Genomic DNA, 18,272 nt, shown 5'->3' on the forward strand with positions numbered 1-18,272 from the left:
TATCGGTGTTTTTTTATGCTTAAAAAATAATTATGAGTGCTACTTTAATTTTGGTATTAGTTGGTGTTGTGAGTTTTATAATTGGTTTCTTAATTGCCCAATGGCTGTTGAAAGCTAAGGTTATGACGGAGAAAAAAGTTCTTTTGGAGAAAATTAGCGCTTTGGAGTTGCAAAATGCTTCAGGTAAAGAAGAACAAAGTAGGATGCATGATTTTTTGCAACTGCAAATTGATAAGTTGCAAGTGGAACGGGAACAAATTAGGACTGAAAGAGAAGTTTTAGTCGTTCAGCTATCAAAAAAAGAGGCCGACTTTGACCATCTTCTCGAACGGAATAAAGAACAAAAGCAGGAAGTGGAAGGATTGCAGAAAAAGTTTGCAACAGAATTCGAGAATCTTGCGAGTAAAATATTGGAAGAGAAAAGTTCGAAATTTACGCTTCAAAATCAAGAGAATCTTAAAAGTATTTTGGGTCCATTGCAAGATAAAATTCTACATTTTGAAAAGAAAGTAGAAGATACACATAAAGAAAGTATTGATTATCATGCGGCTTTGCGGCAGCAAATAGTAGGTTTGAAAGATTTGAACGAACAAATGAATAAGGAAACCATCAACTTGACGAAAGCCTTAAAAGGCGACAATAAAGTGCAAGGAAATTGGGGCGAACTGGTTTTAGAACGCGTTTTAGAAAAGTCAGGATTAGAGAAAGGCCGTGAGTATGACGTGCAACAAAGCCATACGATTGATGGACAAAAGCGGATTCCGGATGTTGTAGTTCATTTGCCGGAAGGTAAAAAGATGATTATTGACTCGAAAGTTTCGCTGGTGGCTTATGAAAAATATGTGAATGAGGAAGATGATGTGTTGAAGAAAAGCTACCTCAACGACCACATTTTATCCTTGAAAAGACACGTAGAACAATTGGGTGCTAAAAATTACCATACTTTATATAACATTGAAAGTCCTGACTTTGTATTGCTTTTTATACCTATTGAAGCGGCTTTTGCAACGGCTTTGAATCACGACACTTATTTATACAATAAAGCTTTTGAACAAAATATTATTATCGTTACTCCTTCTACCCTTTTGGCTACGTTGCGAACGATTGATAGTATTTGGTCCAATCAAAAACAACAGCAAAATGCGTATGAAATTGCTCGTCAAGCAGGTGCTTTGTATGATAAATTCTACGGATTTATTACGGATATGGAGAAAATTGGAAAGAAGATTGACGATGCGAAAAGTGAATATGGTTTTGCGATGAACAAACTGGTGGAAGGCAAAGGAAACTTAATAAACAGCGTTCAGAAACTTAAAAAAATGGGTGCGAAAACGAGTAAGAGTTTGCCTGAAAATTTCCTGAATACAGAAAACAATAGTGAACTTGAGAATTAAGTAGTATTTTAGATTTCTAATTAAAAAAAGAACATGCATTATAAACCTGTCGAAGCTTCAAAAATCACCTTATCGGAACTTATGTTACCGTCTCATTCTAACTTTAGTGGAAAGATTCACGGAGGTTTTATACTTTCATTGATGGACCAGATTGCGTTTGCAAGTGCATCCAAATTTTCCGGATACTACTGCGTTACGGCGTCTGTGGATACGGTAAACTTCTTGAATCCTATCGAGATTGGCGAGTTAGTAACTTTAAAAGCATCGGTGAATTTTGTTGGTAACAGTTCAATGATTGTAGGAATTCGGGTAGATTCAGAGAACATTCGTACGGGAAAAAGCAAACATTGTAATTCGTCTTATTTTACGATGGTTGCCAAAGATGACAAAGGAAAACCGATACAAGTACCTGGTTTAATTTTATCCGATAAAGAAGAAATGCGTCGTTTTTATCGTGGAATTCAACAAAATAAATTAAAAAAATCCAATCATAAATTAGTTTCAAAGTTTGATTTTGAATCTAATGAACTACTGGAATTATTTAAAGATTATAAAGTTCGTGTTTTGTAAGTTCTAGAACACACGCGACAGATTGAATCCAAAAAACACATCGCCTTTTGTCCAATCTCCGGTTGTTTGACCCAGATATCCTGCTTCATGAATTCCTTGTGAACTCGTGAAATGCATTTGAAAAACGTGTCCACCGGTTTCTAAATCAACCCCAATAGAAAGTGGGTTTTTATAAATGGAACCTGAAGCACGGTTTAAATGTGCTGCATAATCAGCATTAATAGACCATCTTTTTGTAATTTTATAACGACCACCAATACCTATCGCGTATTGACTATTATCCTGTAAATCATTAGCCACAAAGTTCTCATGAAAAAAAGTAGGTGCTAGCTCTAGCGATAATCGGTCGGAAAATTTTCTTGAAATTAAAACTTGTGTTACATAGATTAAACGGTTTTCAAAAGTCATGTTTGGGTATATACTTTCCTTTAATGTATTGTTGATTGCTACACTATTGAATCCTACGATTTCCACTGGAAAACCACCGTCTATTTGTTCTTTTAAACGGTATTTCATTGAGAAATCATAAGCCAACTCACTTCTTGCTCCACTAATTGTGAGCCAATCTTTCCATCCGTATAAAAATTTGATTTGTGTATTGGCATTATCCAAACCGTAAAAACCTTCAAAACCATCTTTCACCGAACCAAATCGATGGGCAACTACGAAATACAAATCGCCTTTTGCAGCAAGTTTAGTCGATTCGAGGTTTACAATTTTTATTGCCTTAAATGCAGACGTAACTACTTGATTTGAAATTGTTGTATCAATTTCAGAAAGTAGATCGTTTTGCGCAAAAGATAAAAAGGGTAAGAATAAAAAGAGTAGTTTGAATTTCATAAAACGAGTTTTGATGATTAGTATTGGTTATGTATACGATAAAAAGCTGCGATTGGTTTACTTTACGATTGTGGCTTGGTCAATTGTAAACTCTTCTAATAAATCGTCATAACCTACATAACGGCCTTTAATTTTTATATCTTCCTGAAGTGTTATATTTTGTAAAATAGTATCGGTAAAGATGATTGTAGCTTTGTCGTCAATCACAATTGAATGATTTGTAACATCTATAGTTGTAGTTTTACCGTATATCTCTATAGTCTTGTCAGCATACTTGGAATTAAAAACACTATCGTTGTTATTGAATTCTTTTTGAAGAGTAGAAATAGAAACTGAGAAATCAGCTTTTTCAGAAGAAATGTCCCTGTGACTTTGGTACACATAAAAGTAGACTCCAACAGCAGCGGCTGCAAGAACAAAAATGGAAGTAATGATAATCTTTTTCATAAGTAATTATTTTTAGCAAATGTAATTATTATTATTTATTATTGTCATTTCAATAAACTAATCGTCTAAATTTAAAATAAAGCGCAAAATGTATATTAAAAAGTTATTGTTTATCTCATTGACAAGTTTCCTTTTCGTAAGCTGTACAAATGACAGTACTTCAGATTTGATTAACTTAGAACCGCTACCGGAAGTTGTTACATTTAACGCTGATATAGTATCGATAACAGGTACTATTTGTATCCAATGTCACGGTGCTACTCCAATTCCGGGAACCAACCTTTCTTTAGATACTTACGAAAAAGTCAAAGAAGCGGTTGTCAATAGAAATCTAATAGGTAGAATTTCAATGCAGGAAGGAAGCTCGAGCTTAATGCCTCAAGGAGGTCCAAAATTACCACAAAGCACGATTGACAAATTTATAAAATGGCAAGCAGACGGCTTACAAGAATAATAATTAATACTAAAATCCATAAATATGAAAACTACAATTACACTCTTTTTAATGCTGTTCCTGACAACATTATTTGCACAAGATAAACTACTTACAAAAAACGGTAAAATTTCCTTTGAAGCTTCTGTACCTTCTTTTGAAGAAGTAAAAGCCACGAATGAAAATGCAACTTGTATTTTGAATACTAAAACGGGCGAAATAGCAAGTCTGGCTTTGATTAAAGGTTTCAAATTCAAAGTAGCTTTAATGCAGGAACATTTTAATGAAAACTATATGGAGTCCAATCGTTATCCCAAAGCTACTTTTAAAGGAACTATTAAGGACTTTAAAATGGAGGATTTAACTGCTACTGCAAAAGAATATACCTTAAATGGAAAGCTAGAAATTCATGGAGAAACGAAAGAAATCACTACAATTGCAAAAATTAAAAAAACAGCAAATGGAGTTGAAATTGAAACCAATTTTTCTGTCAATGCAAGTGATTTTGATATTGAAATTCCTAATGTTGTAAAAAACAAAATTTCCAATAAAATTAATATTGCCAACTTTTTTGCATTGAAATAGGATTAAAGAAAATAAATATTTTTTAGACCAAAGCCATTTTCTTAATTTAGAACGTGGCTTTTCTTTTGTAAAATAGTTCAAAAAAAAAGGTTAACATTCATTACTTCGGATGTTGAATTTGAAGATTTCACTTTTAATAGGACAGAAAATATCAGTTATTGGCAATTGCAACCAATTAATAATCGAATTATACTTTTTAGATTGTAAATAAATTATTCTTAAAAAAGAACAATATTTACGAAGAAAGGTTTACCTAGAAATAGTCAGAAGTACTGTTACCACTGAAAAAACACGTCCTAATTCTCTAATTAAATTAAGATTAATATTCCACTTATCATTTTTTTAAACAATAATTCATAAACTTAATACAATTAAAACGAACGACTTGTGCTTTTTTTTCATATTTTTGAAAGTGCCAAACCTCAATTTATGAAAAAACATTACGCAGTAGCATTAGTATTTATTGCATTTACTACAATTCTAATCTCATGTTCGAAGTCAGATAACGATGTTTACGTTGAGCTTTCGCCAGTAAGCGTGGATTTGACTCAAGTGCCTTATGCCAAGCTTTCGGATTATAACTTTTTTGATGGTCCAATGAAAGATCAAAACCCAGCTCTTGACGTTTTGATTTACGAACCTGCTTCTGCCCTATTTACTGATTATGCTCACAAAAAAAGATTTGTTTGGATGCCAAAAGGAACCAAAGCAACTTACGAGGGCGATGGTAAAGTTTTAAATTTACCTATTGGAGCTGCAATCATAAAAAATTTCTACTATGAGAATGTTCAAAATACCACTCCCATTGGTTCGACTAGAATTATAGAAACAAGAATCATGATAAAGAAATCTTCTGGATGGATTTTCGCTGAATACGTTTGGAATGAGGAACAAACTGAAGCTTACTTAGATATGGCTGGAAGTAATACCACAGTAGAATGGAAAGATGAAAATAATAGTACTCGATTGGTTGAAAGTTATCGAATTCCTTCTGATCAACAGTGCATGACTTGTCATAAATCAAACGAGCAACCCGTACCGATAGGAATTAAACCTCAAAATTTAAATTTTGACTATTCGTATACTACTGGCTCAAAAAACCAATTAACTAAATGGATTGAGGTTGGATTTTTAGAAAATAATTTACCTACGTCAATTACATCTACCGTAAATTATGATGATGTTACACAAACTTTAGAATTAAGAGTACGTTCTTATGTAGACATAAATTGTGCTCATTGCCATCAAGCAAATAGTCATTGTGATTATAGACCGATGCGATTTGCATTCAGCGAAACCACTAATTTAGCGAATATGGGTGTTTGTGTTGATTCGCAAGATATGTCCGATTTTCCACCTGCTTTAAGTAAAATTGTCAATCCAAACAACGTCAATAGATCCATGTTATACTACAGATTAAATACAGAGAATGAAAGTTTCAGAATGCCGCTGCTTGGTAGATCAGAAATTCATGCGGAAGGCGTCGCATTAATAGAACAGTGGATTAATTCGCTTTCGCCTTGTGAATAAATTAAAAACAAACAAAATTTTAAATAAATGAAAAAAATTACATTTTTATTAATTCTGTTTTTTGTGTCTTTTTGGTCATTCGCACAAAACACATGTTCTACGGCAGTTCCTATTACTGCGGGTTTACATATTGTGACATCAATTGACGGAACCGATGTTCCAACGCCAATTTGTGCTTTGAATGGAGTTGTTAGTTCAAACGGAAAAGGAGAATGGTATTCCTATACTCCAGTGGAAAATCATACTGTAACGGTTACCACTAATATTGTGGAAAACACGCCAACAGTGGATACTCGCGTACACATTTACACGGGAGTATGTGGAAGTCTAACTTGTTTAGCAGGTGATGATGATACGGGTGAAGGTTATTCTTCAATCGTGACATTTAATGTAACAGCCGGTACAACTTACATAATTGCATTTGACAATAAGTGGACCGCAAACGGTTTTACATTTCAATTAATTGAAGCTCCTTTTGTAGAACCAGTTCCACAAAGAATTTCGTACACTACTCAAACTATAAGCACTGCAAATAGCACTTATAATTTATGCGTTGTTGATATGAATGGGGATCGTAAAGATGATATCGTTGGAGTCAGCTCTAATGCTTTAAAAATTCACTACCAAGAACCAGAAGGTATATTTACAAATGCTACTTTTCCAATTACTGGAACTAGCAACATGCCTTCCTGGAGCGTCGCTGCAGGTGATTATAACAAAGACGGATTCAACGATTTAATTTTAGGTGGCGGGAACGCTGTTACTTTTTGGAAATCAAATAGTACGGGAACAGCATACATTAATGAATCTTTCCCTCAATATGTTTTCTGTCAGCGAACCAATTTTGTTGATCTAAATAATGACGGTAATTTAGATGCATTTTCATGCCATGATGTTGACCCAAATGTTTATTACATGAACGATGGCACAGGTGTGTTAACCTTCTTTCAATCCGGAATTACAGCAGGTGCCATGACAATTGGAATTCACCCAGAAGGAGGAAACTACGGATCAATATTTGTTGATTACGACAACGACGGCGATCAAGATTTATTCATTGCAAAATGTCGTGGTGGTGGAAGTACTGCAAAATTTAATGAATTACACAGAAATAATGGAGATGGAACCTTCACTGATGTTTCCGTAGCGGCAAATTTATACGACCCCGTTCAAACATGGTCTTCCGCATGGGCTGATTATGATAATGATGGGGATTTAGATATCTTAATTGGAGCAAGCTCAACAACTGATGGAACACACAAATTTATGCAGAACAATGGCGATTCAACATTCACCGACATTACAGCAGGTTCAGGTTGGGATACGAATACAAGTACAAATATTGAACATGTAGCTTATGATTTTGATAATGATGGTTTTGTTGATGTTTTAGGGGGAGGAAACAAAATCATGTTCAATTTAGGAAATAAGACTTTTGCTGCTGAAGCTCATCCTGGTGTTTCTGTTGGAGGAATTGGCGATTTAAATGATGATGGTTTTATTGATTTTTTAAACGGAAATACGATTCGATATGCTGTGCCAAATGCAAATAACTGGGTCAAAGTATCGCTTCAAGGAATTGAAAGTAATAGCTATGGAATTGGGGCACGAGTTGAAATTTATGGAACATGGGGCAAACAAATTAGGGAAATTCACAGTGGCGACGGTTTCAAGTATATGAGTTCGTTAAACGCACATTTCGGAATTGGAACACACACTGCAATTACAAAAATTGTGGTTAAATGGCCGTCGGGAATCGAAGATGTAATTTACAATCCCGCAATAAATTCAAGAGTTCATATAATCGAAGAATCGACGGTATTGAATACGGAAAATTTTGCTAACGCAGCATTTAGCATGTATCCAAATCCTGCAAAAAATATTCTAAACATTAAATCTAATAATGCTGTTATTATGACAAATGCCCAAGTTTATGATTTAGCTGGAAAATTAATTCAATCCACGAGGATCGTAAATGACAACATCAATGTTGAATCGCTTTCAAGTGGATCGTATATGTTAGTTTTAAAAGATTCAAACGGAAAAAAATATTCAAGAAAATTCTTGAAGGAATAGGGTTTAATTCATTCTAAATTCAAAAAACTTCTGCTATAATTAAATATAACAGAAGTTTTTTATGTTTATAAGAATTTGAAAATCTGATTTTTTATAATAATCTAAGCTTTATTTACTTAAGTACATTTTACGTCTTGAATACAATTCGTAAAACTGGTCGTCTTTCAAATCATCAATAAATAAGATACTTTCTCCTGTTGATTTCATCTCTGGACCCAAAGCTTTATTTACATTTTTGAATTTACTGAAAGAGAAAACGGGTTGCTTAATTGCAAATCCTTTAAGTTGTGGATTGAATTTGAAATCCGTTACCTTTTTCTCACCTAACATTACTTTCGTCGCATAATTTACATAAGGTTCCCCGTACGCTTTTGCAATAAAAGGAACAGTTCGGGAAGCTCTTGGGTTGGCTTCAATAATAAAAACAGTATCGTCTTTTATTGCAAATTGAACGTTGATTAACCCAACCGTTTTCAAAGCTCTTGCAATATTAATGGTATGTTCTTTAATTTGTTGCATTACAAATTCACCTAAATTAAATGGTGGCAAAGTGGCATTCGAATCTCCTGAATGTACACCACAAGGTTCAATATGCTCCATGATACCGATGATGTACACATTTCCATCAGCATCACAAATTGCATCAGCTTCCGCTTCAATCGCTCCATCTAAGTAATGGTCCAGTAATAATTTATTTCCAGGAATCGATTTTAATAAATCAATTACATGTTCTTCTAATTCTTGCTTGTTGATGACAATTTTCATCCCTTGTCCACCCAAAACATACGAAGGTCGAACCAATAAAGGAAAATCCAATGTATCTGCTAATTGAGAAGCTTGTTCAGCACTTTCTGCGATTCCAAATTGTGGAAACGGAATTTTCAGTTCAGTTAATAATTCAGAAAAACGACCTCTATCTTCCGCTAAATCTAAAGCATCAAAACTGGTTCCTAGAATTTTAATTCCGTATTTTGAAAGTTTTTCAGCTAATTTTAATGCGGTTTGTCCACCTAACTGCACAATTACACCTTCTGGTTTTTCGTGACGAATGATGTCGTAAATGTGTTCCCAGAAAACAGGTTCGAAATACAATTTATCTGCTGTGTCAAAATCAGTCGAAACCGTTTCAGGATTACAATTAATCATAATCGTTTCATAACCACATTCTTTCGCCGCTAAAACGCCATGAACACATGAATAATCAAACTCAATTCCTTGTCCAATTCGGTTTGGACCTGAGCCTAGAACGATTACTTTCTTCTTATCAGTAACGATACTTTCATTGTGAACGTATCTTGTTCCATCCGCTTTTTCTACTTCAGCTTCAAAGGTGGAATAGTAATAAGGTGTCAACGCTTCAAATTCAGCCGCACATGTATCTACTAATTTGTAAACACGATTGATGTTTTTTTCTTCCCGCAATTTATAAATTTGACTTTCTAAACAACCCATCATATGAGCGATTTGTCGGTCTGCGAATCCTTTTTGTTTGGCTTCCAAAAGTAATTCTTTAGGAAGTGTATCGACTTTGAAATTAGAAATTTCACGTTCTAATGCATATAATTCCTCATATTGCTTCAAGAACCACATGTCAATTTTAGTAATTTCATGAATTCTACTCAATGGAATTCCCATTGCAATTGCATCGTAAATTACAAACACACGGTCCCAACTTGCAAAAGTCAGTTTCTCAATGATTTGTTCGTAATTATTATATCCTTTTCCGTCAGCACCTAATCCGTTTCGTTTAATTTCTAACGATTGAGTCGCTTTGTGCAAGGCTTCTTGAAACGAACGTCCAATTCCCATTACTTCACCAACCGATTTCATTTGAAGTCCCAAAGTTCTATCGGCTCCTTCAAATTTATCAAAATTCCAACGGGGTATTTTTACAATTACATAATCTAAAGTCGGCTCGAATAAAGCAGAAGTTGATTTCGTAATTTGGTTTTGCAATTCATCTAATGTGTAACCTAAAGCTAATTTTGAAGCGATTTTTGCGATTGGATAACCGGTTGCTTTTGAAGCCAATGCGGATGAACGAGAAACACGGGGATTGATTTCAATTGCTACAATATCTTCTTTTTCGTCAGGCGATACCGCAAATTGCACATTACAACCTCCTGCAAAATTTCCGATACTTCGCATCATCAAAATCGCCATATCACGCATTTTTTGGAATGTCGTATCTGATAAAGTCATTGCTGGAGCAACGGTAATGGAATCTCCGGTATGAATTCCCATAGGGTCCATGTTTTCGATGGAACAGATGATTACCACATTATCGTTATTGTCTCGTAAAAGTTCCAATTCGTATTCTTTCCACCCGATTAAAGCTTTGTCAATTAACACTTCATGTATTGGTGACATTTCAAGTCCGTAAGAAAGTTTTTCGTCAAATTCTTCTTTGGTATGTACAAAAGCAGCTCCCGTTCCTCCTAAAGTAAAGGAAGGACGAATTACTAATGGGAAACCAAATTCTTGTGCAATCTCTTTTCCTTGCAAGAAAGAGGTTGCCGTCTTTGCTGGTGCAGTTGGAACGCCTATTTTTTCAAGTAGTTGTTTAAACTGTTCGCGGTCTTCGGTTACGTTAATTGCATTGATATCTACTCCAATCAATCGTACACCAAAATCTTCCCAAATTCCTTTTTCATCTGCTTCCAAACAAAGGTTCAACGCTGTTTGTCCTCCCATGGTTGGCAATACAGCATCAATTTGTGGATGCTCTTTTAGGATTTCAATGATGGACTTGGTAGTAAGTGGCTTTAAATAGACATGGTCCGCCATGGAAGGGTCGGTCATGATTGTAGCCGGGTTAGAATTGATTAAGATTACTTCAATTCCTTCTTCTCGGATAGAACGAGCAGATTGTGAACCAGCATAATCAAATTCGCATGCTTGTCCGATTACAATAGGTCCTGAGCCAATTATTAAAAGCGATTTAATTGAATTGTCTTTCGGCATAGTAGTTGATTTTTTGTGTGTTGTTGTTGTTGTTGTGTTGTGTTGTTGTATTTTAAAAAAATGTGGGACTTACCGTAAACCCTAGCCCTGATTGCCTCACTAAACATTTATTTTTAATTTGTGTTCAATGAATACTTCGTGTTTGAAGCGGTATCCTTCTTTAATTTTTCTTTAAAAATAAAAGATTTAGCGGATTGCAGCAAATAGTACCTAAAATTAATCAATATTTCATAAAAAAAATTAAAAAAAAGCCGCTACTAATAAAAGTAACGGCTTGATATTGATTAGAAGCTAATCATTATTTTTTGTGTCTTGGTTCACAAGAAACAGTCAGTTTATGTCTTCCTTTTGCTCTTCTACGTGCTAGAACTCTTCTTCCATTTGGAGATTCCATTCTGTCCATAAATCCATGTTTATTTCTTCTCTTTCTTTTCGATGGTTGAAATGTTCTTTTGCTCATTGCTTTGTATCTTTAAAAATCTTAATTTAATTTCTATCTTTTGGGTTGTAAGATTTTCTTCCCTTAAAACCGAGTGCAAATATACAAAGGTTTTTTTTTTAAGCAAGCCCTTTTATAAAAATATTTTCAAATGATTTTCTTACCTTTGCAAACTTAATTAAAGAACTACTATGTATCACAGAAATATTAAACTTATTATAGCGGGATTAATCATTGCAACTGGGATTTGGCAATTTACAGAAAACAATATTGGTAATGGAATTTTCCTTCTTTTACTGTCTACAATTTTCATCTTTTTGTATTTTAAAAATGAATTTATCCTTTTAGCCTTTTTAAAACTGCGAAAACAAGACTTTCCAGGTGCTCAAAAATGGTTGACTTACATCAAAAATCCAGAAACGGCACTGATAAAAAAACAGCAGGGCTATTATGAATATTTGCATGGTTTAATGTTATCACAAACCAATATTATGCAAGCGGAAAAGCATTTTAAAAAAGCGCTAATACTGGGATTAGGCATGGATACTGATATCGCTATTGCAAAATTAAACTTGGCGGGTGTTGCAATGACAAGACGCAGAAAATTAGAAGCTACCAATTTATTGAACGAAGCGAAAAAATTAGACAAGCAAGGTTTGTTGAAAGACCAGATTAAAATGATGAAGGATCAGATGAAGAAAATTTAGTTCTAGGTTCTAGGTTAGAATATAAAATCCACTTTTGAATTACTCAAAAGTGGATTTTTTTTATCAATTATTTCTTGATATTATACTTACCTCTTAATGAATTAGCTGTAAACTTACTAAAACTAAAAACTTTTACTGAACACTTCTTTAATATCCGCTCGTTGGGATTTCGATTACATATTTCTTTCCAGACGTATTCGTCAACTTTTTATCGCGCAACCACGGATTGTGAATCTTTAATATCTTATAATTGATTCCTTGCTGTTTAGCAAAAACTGCTAAATCAGGTATAGATGAATCAACTTCAACATTCATAATTGGAATTCCGTTATACAATTCCTCTTTTGTATAAGTGAAACCGTACATCACCGGATTTTGCATGATTTCTTTCAATGCCAAAATCCTGAAAACATAGCGATACGTTTCTTCTGTTAGTAATAAATCGTAGTAATTAGTTTCGCCTTGACTAGTAATTTGACGATTTACTCCTGCTAAACCTCCATTATATGAAGCAGCAGCTAGTGTCCATGAACCCATCTTTTGTTTTGCATTCAGTAGGTATTGACAAGCAGCTTCGGTTGATTTTATCAAATGGTATCTTTCATCCACTTCATCCGTCACTTCCATTCCATATTCTTTTGCCGTAGCAGGCATAAATTGCCAAAATCCTTTAGCGCCAGCTGATGATGTTGCATTTGCCAAAGCACTTTCGGCTACAGCCAAATATTTAAAGTCGTCTGGTACGCCGTATTTCTTTAAAATTGGCTCAATAATAGGAAATTCACGATTGGCTCTTTTCGTAATAATTATCATTGAACCATGTAAATTAGCATTTACAATCAACTCTCTATCAAACCGCTCCTTTACATCCGCCAAATGTAACGGTGTTTTTTCTCCTGCGAAATCCATAGAAGAGGGATAATACCTACTTCCAACTTCTTTTGTTTTTGTCGTAGGCTTAGTGTAGGAAACGGAGTGAATTAAAGTACCGCTTATTACAACCAATCCTACAATACTTCCTATTTTTTTTAATGTATTCATAGCTTTGAATTTTAAGATATGTAAAACTACAAAAACTGCAGTTTTATAACGAGTTTTCTAAGATAATTTTCGGGAGATTTTCGTTCATCCAACGGTATTTACTCAAAATCATAATGTGAGTTCCTCCGGCTACTGGAATATAATTATGAATGTTCTTTGCTGGAAATACTTCGTCTAAAGTACCGTGAATGTGGATTACCTTTTTATCAGGTTCAGTCCGATTCCACAAAAGCATTTGCTCAATTGCCCAATCTAAATACACTTTTTCACGCATGGAAAGGTATTTTTCGTACAATTTCAATCGCTTTTTTATTGCATTTCCGAAAGAATATTTGGCCAATAATTCAACATTATGCAACCAACTTGTAGGCAATAATTTATAAGCTTTGGTTGATTTTGCAAATTTCATTCGAAGTGGTACTTCTAAATTAGTTTTCACACTCGAAATAATAATCAGTTTTCTAATTTTAAGAAAATGCGCCATTTCTTGTACCAAAACGCCACCAAATGACACGCCAATTAATACAGGATTTGGTTCTGTCACAAGCTTTGCCATTCGTTCTGCATAAGCAGTCAATGTCTCATTCAACAAGGGTAATTCCCAATCTAACAAGTGGATTTCAAACTTATTCTCAGGTAATTCAATTCGCTCAAAAATCAGTGAACTTGCGGCAAGACCAGGCATAAAGTAAACATGAATTTTTTCCATCTAAAATGTTTTAACGCTGCACTAACAGCAAAAGTCATATAAAATGACGATTTTTGCATAAAATTACTCGAATTACTGATACAGTCATATACTTAGTATTATTTTATCATTAATTTATGAATGTAATTTTATAGTGCGTTCGCTAAAATTGATATTGCATTTTATACTAAAGTGCCATTGAAGTGTTATAATACAGACAACCATGGAAATTAAAGACAATACTTTTTCGAGACAATTTGAAACTTATGTAGATGAACAATTGGTAACTTTGGAATATTCCTTTCAGGAGAAAAAGATATTCCTAACGCGATTAAATCTCCCTGACGATTTTGCAAATGAAGAGTTCATCAATGCTTTTTTGAAAGAAATTATGGAAATTGCCATTGAAAACAAATGGAAAGTGGTTCCTATTCTTCCAAAAATCGCTTTGTTTTTCAAAAAGAATTCGGTTTACAAAGAACTTTTACCACCGGGAATTCGGATTTAAACAAATCATAAAATCTAAACCACTTGAAAAAGTGGTTTTTTTATTTGAAAAAAGTTGGTATTTTTACGAAATGACATCTGACGAACTCAATAACAACGTACTCGCTTTTTTTGAAGAAATCATAAAATACTACGGCTCTAAAACTGAAATTACCTCAGGATTATATACCAGTATGGAAGATTTTGACTCACACAACATTACTTGGAATTTATCCGAATTTGAACTAATTCGTGCCGCTTATCGCAAAAAAGGCGAACGATTTATGATGGAAGGAAATTCAATGTATGTTGAAGTTAGTGCTAAAAACATCCTCTCTTTCGAAAAAAAAGGCAGAAATAAGTTTGAATTTATTGAGCAATACAGTCCTTCGGTTTATAGAATGACTACGATTAAATTTCATTATAAATATTAAGAGAAGTTTTTTTTGTATAACACTTCTGTATTTTTTATAATTAATTCGTGGCTAAACTTATTTTTAATTTAAACCAAAACTTCTTTAAATTCCAATCTCACACTTCCGTCTTCATCGATTTTTGTCAAAGTAATTTCGTGCAAAGTATTCACTAATTCAGGATTCCACGGTGTTTTTACTTTTACGTAATTTTCAGTAAAACCATGAATGTAACCTTCTTTGTTTTCACTCTCAAACAGTACGGTTCGGGTTGTACCAATTTGACTTTCATAAAATGCACGACGCTTTTTAACCGACAAACCGCGAAGCATTTTACTTCTTTTTGAACGCACATTCGCTGGAACTACACCATCCATTTCAACAGCTTCTGTGTTTTCTCTTTCAGAATAGGTAAAAACATGTAAATAAGAAATATTCATATCGTTCAAGAAATGATAGGTTTCCAAGAAATGCTCGTCCGTTTCTCCGGGGAAACCCACAATTACATCGACACCAATACAAGCGTTTGGCATCACTTCACGAATTTTATTTACACGTTCTGTATACACTTCTCGCATATACCGACGTTTCATCAACTTCAAAATTTCGTTACTTCCGGATTGCAACGGAATGTGGAAATGAGGTACAAAAGTTCGGCTTTTTGAAACAAATTCGATTGTTTCGTTTTTCAATAAATTAGGTTCGATTGAAGAGATTCGTAAACGCTCGATTCCTTCTACTTCGTCTAATTTTTGAACTAATTCATAAAAAGTATGCTCGTGTTTTTTATTTCCAAATTCACCCTTTCCATAATCGCCAATATTTACACCGGTCAAGACAATTTCTTTAATATCTTGAGCAGAAATAGCTGCGGCATTTTGCAACACATTTTCCAAAGTATCGCTTCGGGAAATTCCACGAGCCAAAGGAATTGTGCAATACGTACATTTATAATCGCAACCGTCTTGTACTTTCAAGAAAGCACGCGTTCTATCGCCAATGGAGTAACTTCCTACGTAAAAATCGGCTTCTGAAATTTCACACGAATGAATTTCACCCATGTCATTTTTAGACAAATCGGTGATGTAATCGGTGATTTTAAATTTTTCAGTAGCACCTAAAACTAAGTCTACGCCATTTACATCTGCCAATTCTTCAGGTTTCAATTGAGCATAACAACCAATTGCTGCAACAAACGCTTTATCGTTCATTTTCATCGCCTTCTTGACCACTTGCTTAAACTGTTTATCTGCATTTTCGGTAACTGAACAGGTATTAATCACATAAATATCGGCGACTTCTTCAAAATCTACACGGTCAAAACCTTCGTCTTGAAAATTTCGAGCAATCGTGGAAGTTTCAGAGAAATTCAGTTTGCAACCAAGGGTATAAAACGCTACTTTTTTTCTAGTCAATGTCATTATCTGGAGCCCAATTGGGAAATAGGTATCTTTAGTTATATTTACATTTTGTAAACAGCCTGCAAATTTACATACAATATTTTTTAAAATGAAATCAATAAGCTACTATATATCACTATTTTGCCTTATCTTAATACTGTTTTCTTGTAAAAAAGAAACAGAATCTGACCGCGACAATTTGGTTTTTAGATACAATGAAGACGCCAATATCACGTCATTAGACCCCGCTTTTTCAAAAGTACAAACCAATATTTGGGCTTGTAACCACTTATTTAACGGATTAATTCAGTTAGACGACAAATTAAATGTACAACCGGATATTGCCAAATCTTGGGTTATTTCTGACGAAGGAACAACCTATCAATTCACCTTGCGAAACGATGTTTATTTTCATAATAACAGTTCGTTTGGAAAAGACAGCACTCGAATTGTAAAGGCAAACGATTTTGAATATTCTTTTAATCGAATTTTGGATGAAAAAGTCGCATCGCCTGGACGATGGATTTTGCAGAATGTGGCTTCTTTTAAAACAATTAACGACAGTGTTTTTCAAATAAAATTACACAAGTCATTTCCCGGTTTTCTTGGTTTGCTTTCAATGAAATATGCTTCAGTAGTACCAAAAGAAGTAGTGGAAAATCCAGAAATTGATTTTCGTTCACACCCTATTGGAACAGGACCTTTCCAGTTTAAAATTTGGGAAGAAAACGTAAAATTAGTTTTGCGAAAAAATCCAATGTATTTTGAAAAAGATGCCGAAGGGAAAAATTTACCTTATTTAGAAGCCGTTGCAATTACTTTTTTACCCGACAAACAAAGTGGTTTTTTGCAATTTATTCAAGGGAAATTAGATTTTATTTCAGGTTTAGACCCGTCATATAAAGATGAAATTCTGACGCAACGAGGCACTTTGCAAGACAAGTATAAAAACGACATCAACTTAATTACCGGTCCCTATTTGAATACTGAATATTTGGGATTTCGCCTCGATGGAAACAGTAAAGCGGTTAAAAATAAAAGTATGCGTCAGGCGATGAATTATGGTTTTGACCGAAAAAAACTGCTTCTTTATTTACGAAATGGAATGGGAACTCCAGCCACAAGTGGAATGATTCCCGATGGGTTGCCAAGTTTTGAAGTTTTTGAAGGATACGATTATAATCCAGAAAAAGCGATTGAGTTGATTGCGAAATACAAACAAGAAACGGGTGACAAAAATCCGCAACTATTTTTAAGCACCAATGCCTCTTATATTGACATCGCTGAATTTTTACAACGCGAATGGCAAAAAATAGGATTGGATGTTTCTGTAGATATTAATCCGCCTTCGACTTTACGACAAGCGATTTCTACTGGAAAAGTATCCTTTTTCAGAGCCAGTTGGATTGCTGATTATCCGGATGCTGAAAATTATTTATCGCTATTTTACAGTAAAAATTTTGCTCCAAATGGCCCAAATTATACGCATTTTAAAAATGACAAATTTGACCAACTCTATGAAAATGCATTCAAAGAAACTGATACAGAAAAACGATACGAATTATACCGTGAAATGGACAAACTAATCATTGAAGAAGCTCCCGTAATTCCTCTTTTTTATGACAAAGTAGCTCGATTCAGTCGGAAAGAAGTTCAAAATTTAGGCATTAACGGACTTAATATGTTAGATTTAAAACGAGTAAAGAAAACGAAACGATAAATTTTTTAGTGAAAGCATCGGAATGAAACTAATTTTTTAGTAAATTGCTGTGCTTAAATTAAAACAGCTCTGAAACTATGAAATCAACAAAAATATTTACATTACTTTTAATAGCAAGCTCGTTCTTTGCAAACGCTCAGGAAAAGCAGCAAGTGAAAAAATTGCCGCGTGAGGCAACTACATTCTTAGATGCAAATTTTAAAGGAATTCAAATTCAAGAAATGCACAGGGAAAAAGAGGGAACTTCATTTAAATATGAGGTAACACTTGTAAATGGCGCTGAAATCGAATTCAATAGTAGAGGAAGATGGATTGAATTAGAATCTAATACCGTTTCACTTCCTACTACAATGCTACAAAGTTCAGTTGGGACCTATATAAAGAAAACGTATCCAAATGCGATAGTTACCGAAGTCAAGAAAGGTATTCGCTTTAATTTTGTAGAAATTAATAACGAAACGATGCTGCAATTTGATACAGAAGGAAATTTTTATAAAATTTTAAAATAAAAATAAAAACAATAAAGCCTTAGTTCATCA

18 protein-coding genes are annotated in these 18,272 nt (G+C 34.0%); 11 read left to right on the plus strand and 7 right to left on the minus strand.

All coding sequences use genetic code 11. The features are described 5' to 3' along the window. Positions 1-32 precede the first annotated feature (32 nt). Together rmuC and ACQ5J2_RS16605 are read left to right on the plus strand one after the other, a co-directional pair. A complete protein-coding gene (rmuC, locus tag ACQ5J2_RS16600) occupies positions 33-1,394 on the plus strand; it encodes a DNA recombination protein RmuC (protein WP_432671583.1) in 1,362 nt (453 codons plus the stop codon). A gap of 33 nt (positions 1,395-1,427) precedes the next feature. Continuing rightward, positions 1,428-1,964, plus strand: coding sequence for an acyl-CoA thioesterase (locus ACQ5J2_RS16605; RefSeq protein ID WP_432671584.1), 537 nt, complete (start codon positions 1,428-1,430; stop codon positions 1,962-1,964). A gap of 3 nt (positions 1,965-1,967) precedes the next feature. Here the strand turns inward: ACQ5J2_RS16605 and ACQ5J2_RS16610 are convergent, their stop codons facing one another. Together ACQ5J2_RS16610 and ACQ5J2_RS16615 are read right to left on the minus strand one after the other, a co-directional pair. Next, complete coding sequence (locus tag ACQ5J2_RS16610) at positions 1,968-2,804, minus strand: DUF5777 family beta-barrel protein (protein WP_432671585.1); 837 nt, start codon at positions 2,802-2,804, stop codon at positions 1,968-1,970. Positions 2,805-2,861: 57 nt separating this feature from the next. Continuing rightward, positions 2,862-3,251 carry an OB-fold protein gene (locus ACQ5J2_RS16615; protein WP_432671586.1) on the minus strand — a complete coding sequence of 130 codons (390 nt, stop codon included), beginning with the start codon at positions 3,249-3,251 and terminating at the stop codon, positions 2,862-2,864. 88 nt (positions 3,252-3,339) lie between these two features. Here ACQ5J2_RS16615 and ACQ5J2_RS16620 point away from each other — a divergent pair, with 88 nt between their 5' ends. The 4 genes from ACQ5J2_RS16620 (at position 3,340) to ACQ5J2_RS16635 (ending at position 7,875) form a co-directional block, all read left to right on the plus strand. Then, positions 3,340-3,705 (plus strand): hypothetical protein, encoded by a 366-nt coding sequence (locus ACQ5J2_RS16620; protein ID WP_432671587.1) that lies wholly within the window; start codon positions 3,340-3,342, stop codon positions 3,703-3,705. Between the two features lie 24 nt (positions 3,706-3,729). Continuing rightward, the gene (locus ACQ5J2_RS16625) at positions 3,730-4,269 is read left to right on the plus strand and encodes a YceI family protein (RefSeq protein WP_432671588.1); all 540 of its coding nucleotides are present in this window, start codon (positions 3,730-3,732) and stop codon (positions 4,267-4,269) included. A gap of 429 nt (positions 4,270-4,698) precedes the next feature. Then, entirely contained in the window at positions 4,699-5,799 is a 1,101-nt protein-coding gene (locus tag ACQ5J2_RS16630; protein WP_432671589.1) for a hypothetical protein, read from the plus strand. Positions 5,800-5,826: 27 nt separating this feature from the next. After that, a complete protein-coding gene (locus ACQ5J2_RS16635; protein WP_432671590.1) occupies positions 5,827-7,875 on the plus strand; it encodes an FG-GAP-like repeat-containing protein in 2,049 nt (682 codons plus the stop codon). A 108-nt stretch (positions 7,876-7,983) separates the two neighbouring features. Here ACQ5J2_RS16635 and carB read toward each other — a convergent pair whose 3' ends face one another. Next, on the minus strand, positions 7,984-10,839 hold the full coding sequence (carB, locus tag ACQ5J2_RS16640; RefSeq protein ID WP_432671591.1) for a carbamoyl-phosphate synthase large subunit: 2,856 nt from the start codon (positions 10,837-10,839) through the stop codon (positions 7,984-7,986). Positions 10,840-11,137: 298 nt separating this feature from the next. After that, on the minus strand, positions 11,138-11,299 hold the full coding sequence (rpmH, locus tag ACQ5J2_RS16645; protein WP_432671592.1) for a 50S ribosomal protein L34: 162 nt from the start codon (positions 11,297-11,299) through the stop codon (positions 11,138-11,140). 170 nt (positions 11,300-11,469) lie between these two features. On the opposite strand from rpmH, the gene ACQ5J2_RS16650 reads away from it, so the two are divergent. After that, entirely contained in the window at positions 11,470-11,985 is a 516-nt protein-coding gene (locus ACQ5J2_RS16650) for a DUF2892 domain-containing protein (RefSeq protein ID WP_432671593.1), read from the plus strand. Between the two features lie 147 nt (positions 11,986-12,132). On the opposite strand, the gene ACQ5J2_RS16655 is transcribed toward ACQ5J2_RS16650, so the two are convergent. Next, entirely contained in the window at positions 12,133-13,026 is an 894-nt protein-coding gene (locus ACQ5J2_RS16655; protein WP_432671594.1) for a lytic transglycosylase domain-containing protein, read from the minus strand. Between the two features lie 43 nt (positions 13,027-13,069). Then, positions 13,070-13,735: an alpha/beta fold hydrolase gene (locus ACQ5J2_RS16660; protein WP_432671595.1), complete on the minus strand. Its 666-nt coding sequence runs from the start codon at positions 13,733-13,735 to the stop codon at positions 13,070-13,072. Positions 13,736-13,937: 202 nt separating this feature from the next. On the opposite strand from ACQ5J2_RS16660, the gene ACQ5J2_RS16665 reads away from it, so the two are divergent. Together ACQ5J2_RS16665 and ACQ5J2_RS16670 are read left to right on the plus strand one after the other, a co-directional pair. Next, positions 13,938-14,222, plus strand: coding sequence for a GNAT family N-acetyltransferase (locus ACQ5J2_RS16665; protein ID WP_432671596.1), 285 nt, complete (start codon positions 13,938-13,940; stop codon positions 14,220-14,222). Between the two features lie 31 nt (positions 14,223-14,253). After that, positions 14,254-14,634 carry a hypothetical protein gene (locus ACQ5J2_RS16670; protein ID WP_432671597.1) on the plus strand — a complete coding sequence of 127 codons (381 nt, stop codon included), beginning with the start codon at positions 14,254-14,256 and terminating at the stop codon, positions 14,632-14,634. 68 nt (positions 14,635-14,702) lie between these two features. Here ACQ5J2_RS16670 and mtaB read toward each other — a convergent pair whose 3' ends face one another. Next, positions 14,703-16,034 (minus strand): tRNA (N(6)-L-threonylcarbamoyladenosine(37)-C(2))-methylthiotransferase MtaB, encoded by a 1,332-nt coding sequence (gene mtaB, locus ACQ5J2_RS16675; RefSeq protein ID WP_432671598.1) that lies wholly within the window; start codon positions 16,032-16,034, stop codon positions 14,703-14,705. 88 nt (positions 16,035-16,122) lie between these two features. Between mtaB and ACQ5J2_RS16680 the strand changes: the two genes are divergently transcribed. After that, positions 16,123-17,733, plus strand: a complete 1,611-nt coding sequence (locus tag ACQ5J2_RS16680; protein WP_432671599.1) for an ABC transporter substrate-binding protein — start codon at positions 16,123-16,125, stop codon at positions 17,731-17,733. A 77-nt stretch (positions 17,734-17,810) separates the two neighbouring features. Next, the gene (locus ACQ5J2_RS16685; protein ID WP_432671600.1) at positions 17,811-18,242 is read left to right on the plus strand and encodes a PepSY-like domain-containing protein; all 432 of its coding nucleotides are present in this window, start codon (positions 17,811-17,813) and stop codon (positions 18,240-18,242) included. Positions 18,243-18,272: the final 30 nt, after the last annotated feature.

It is taken from the genome of Flavobacterium sp. SM2513 (genome assembly GCF_050908145.1).
Taxonomy (GTDB): Bacteria; Bacteroidota; Bacteroidia; order Flavobacteriales; family Flavobacteriaceae; genus Flavobacterium.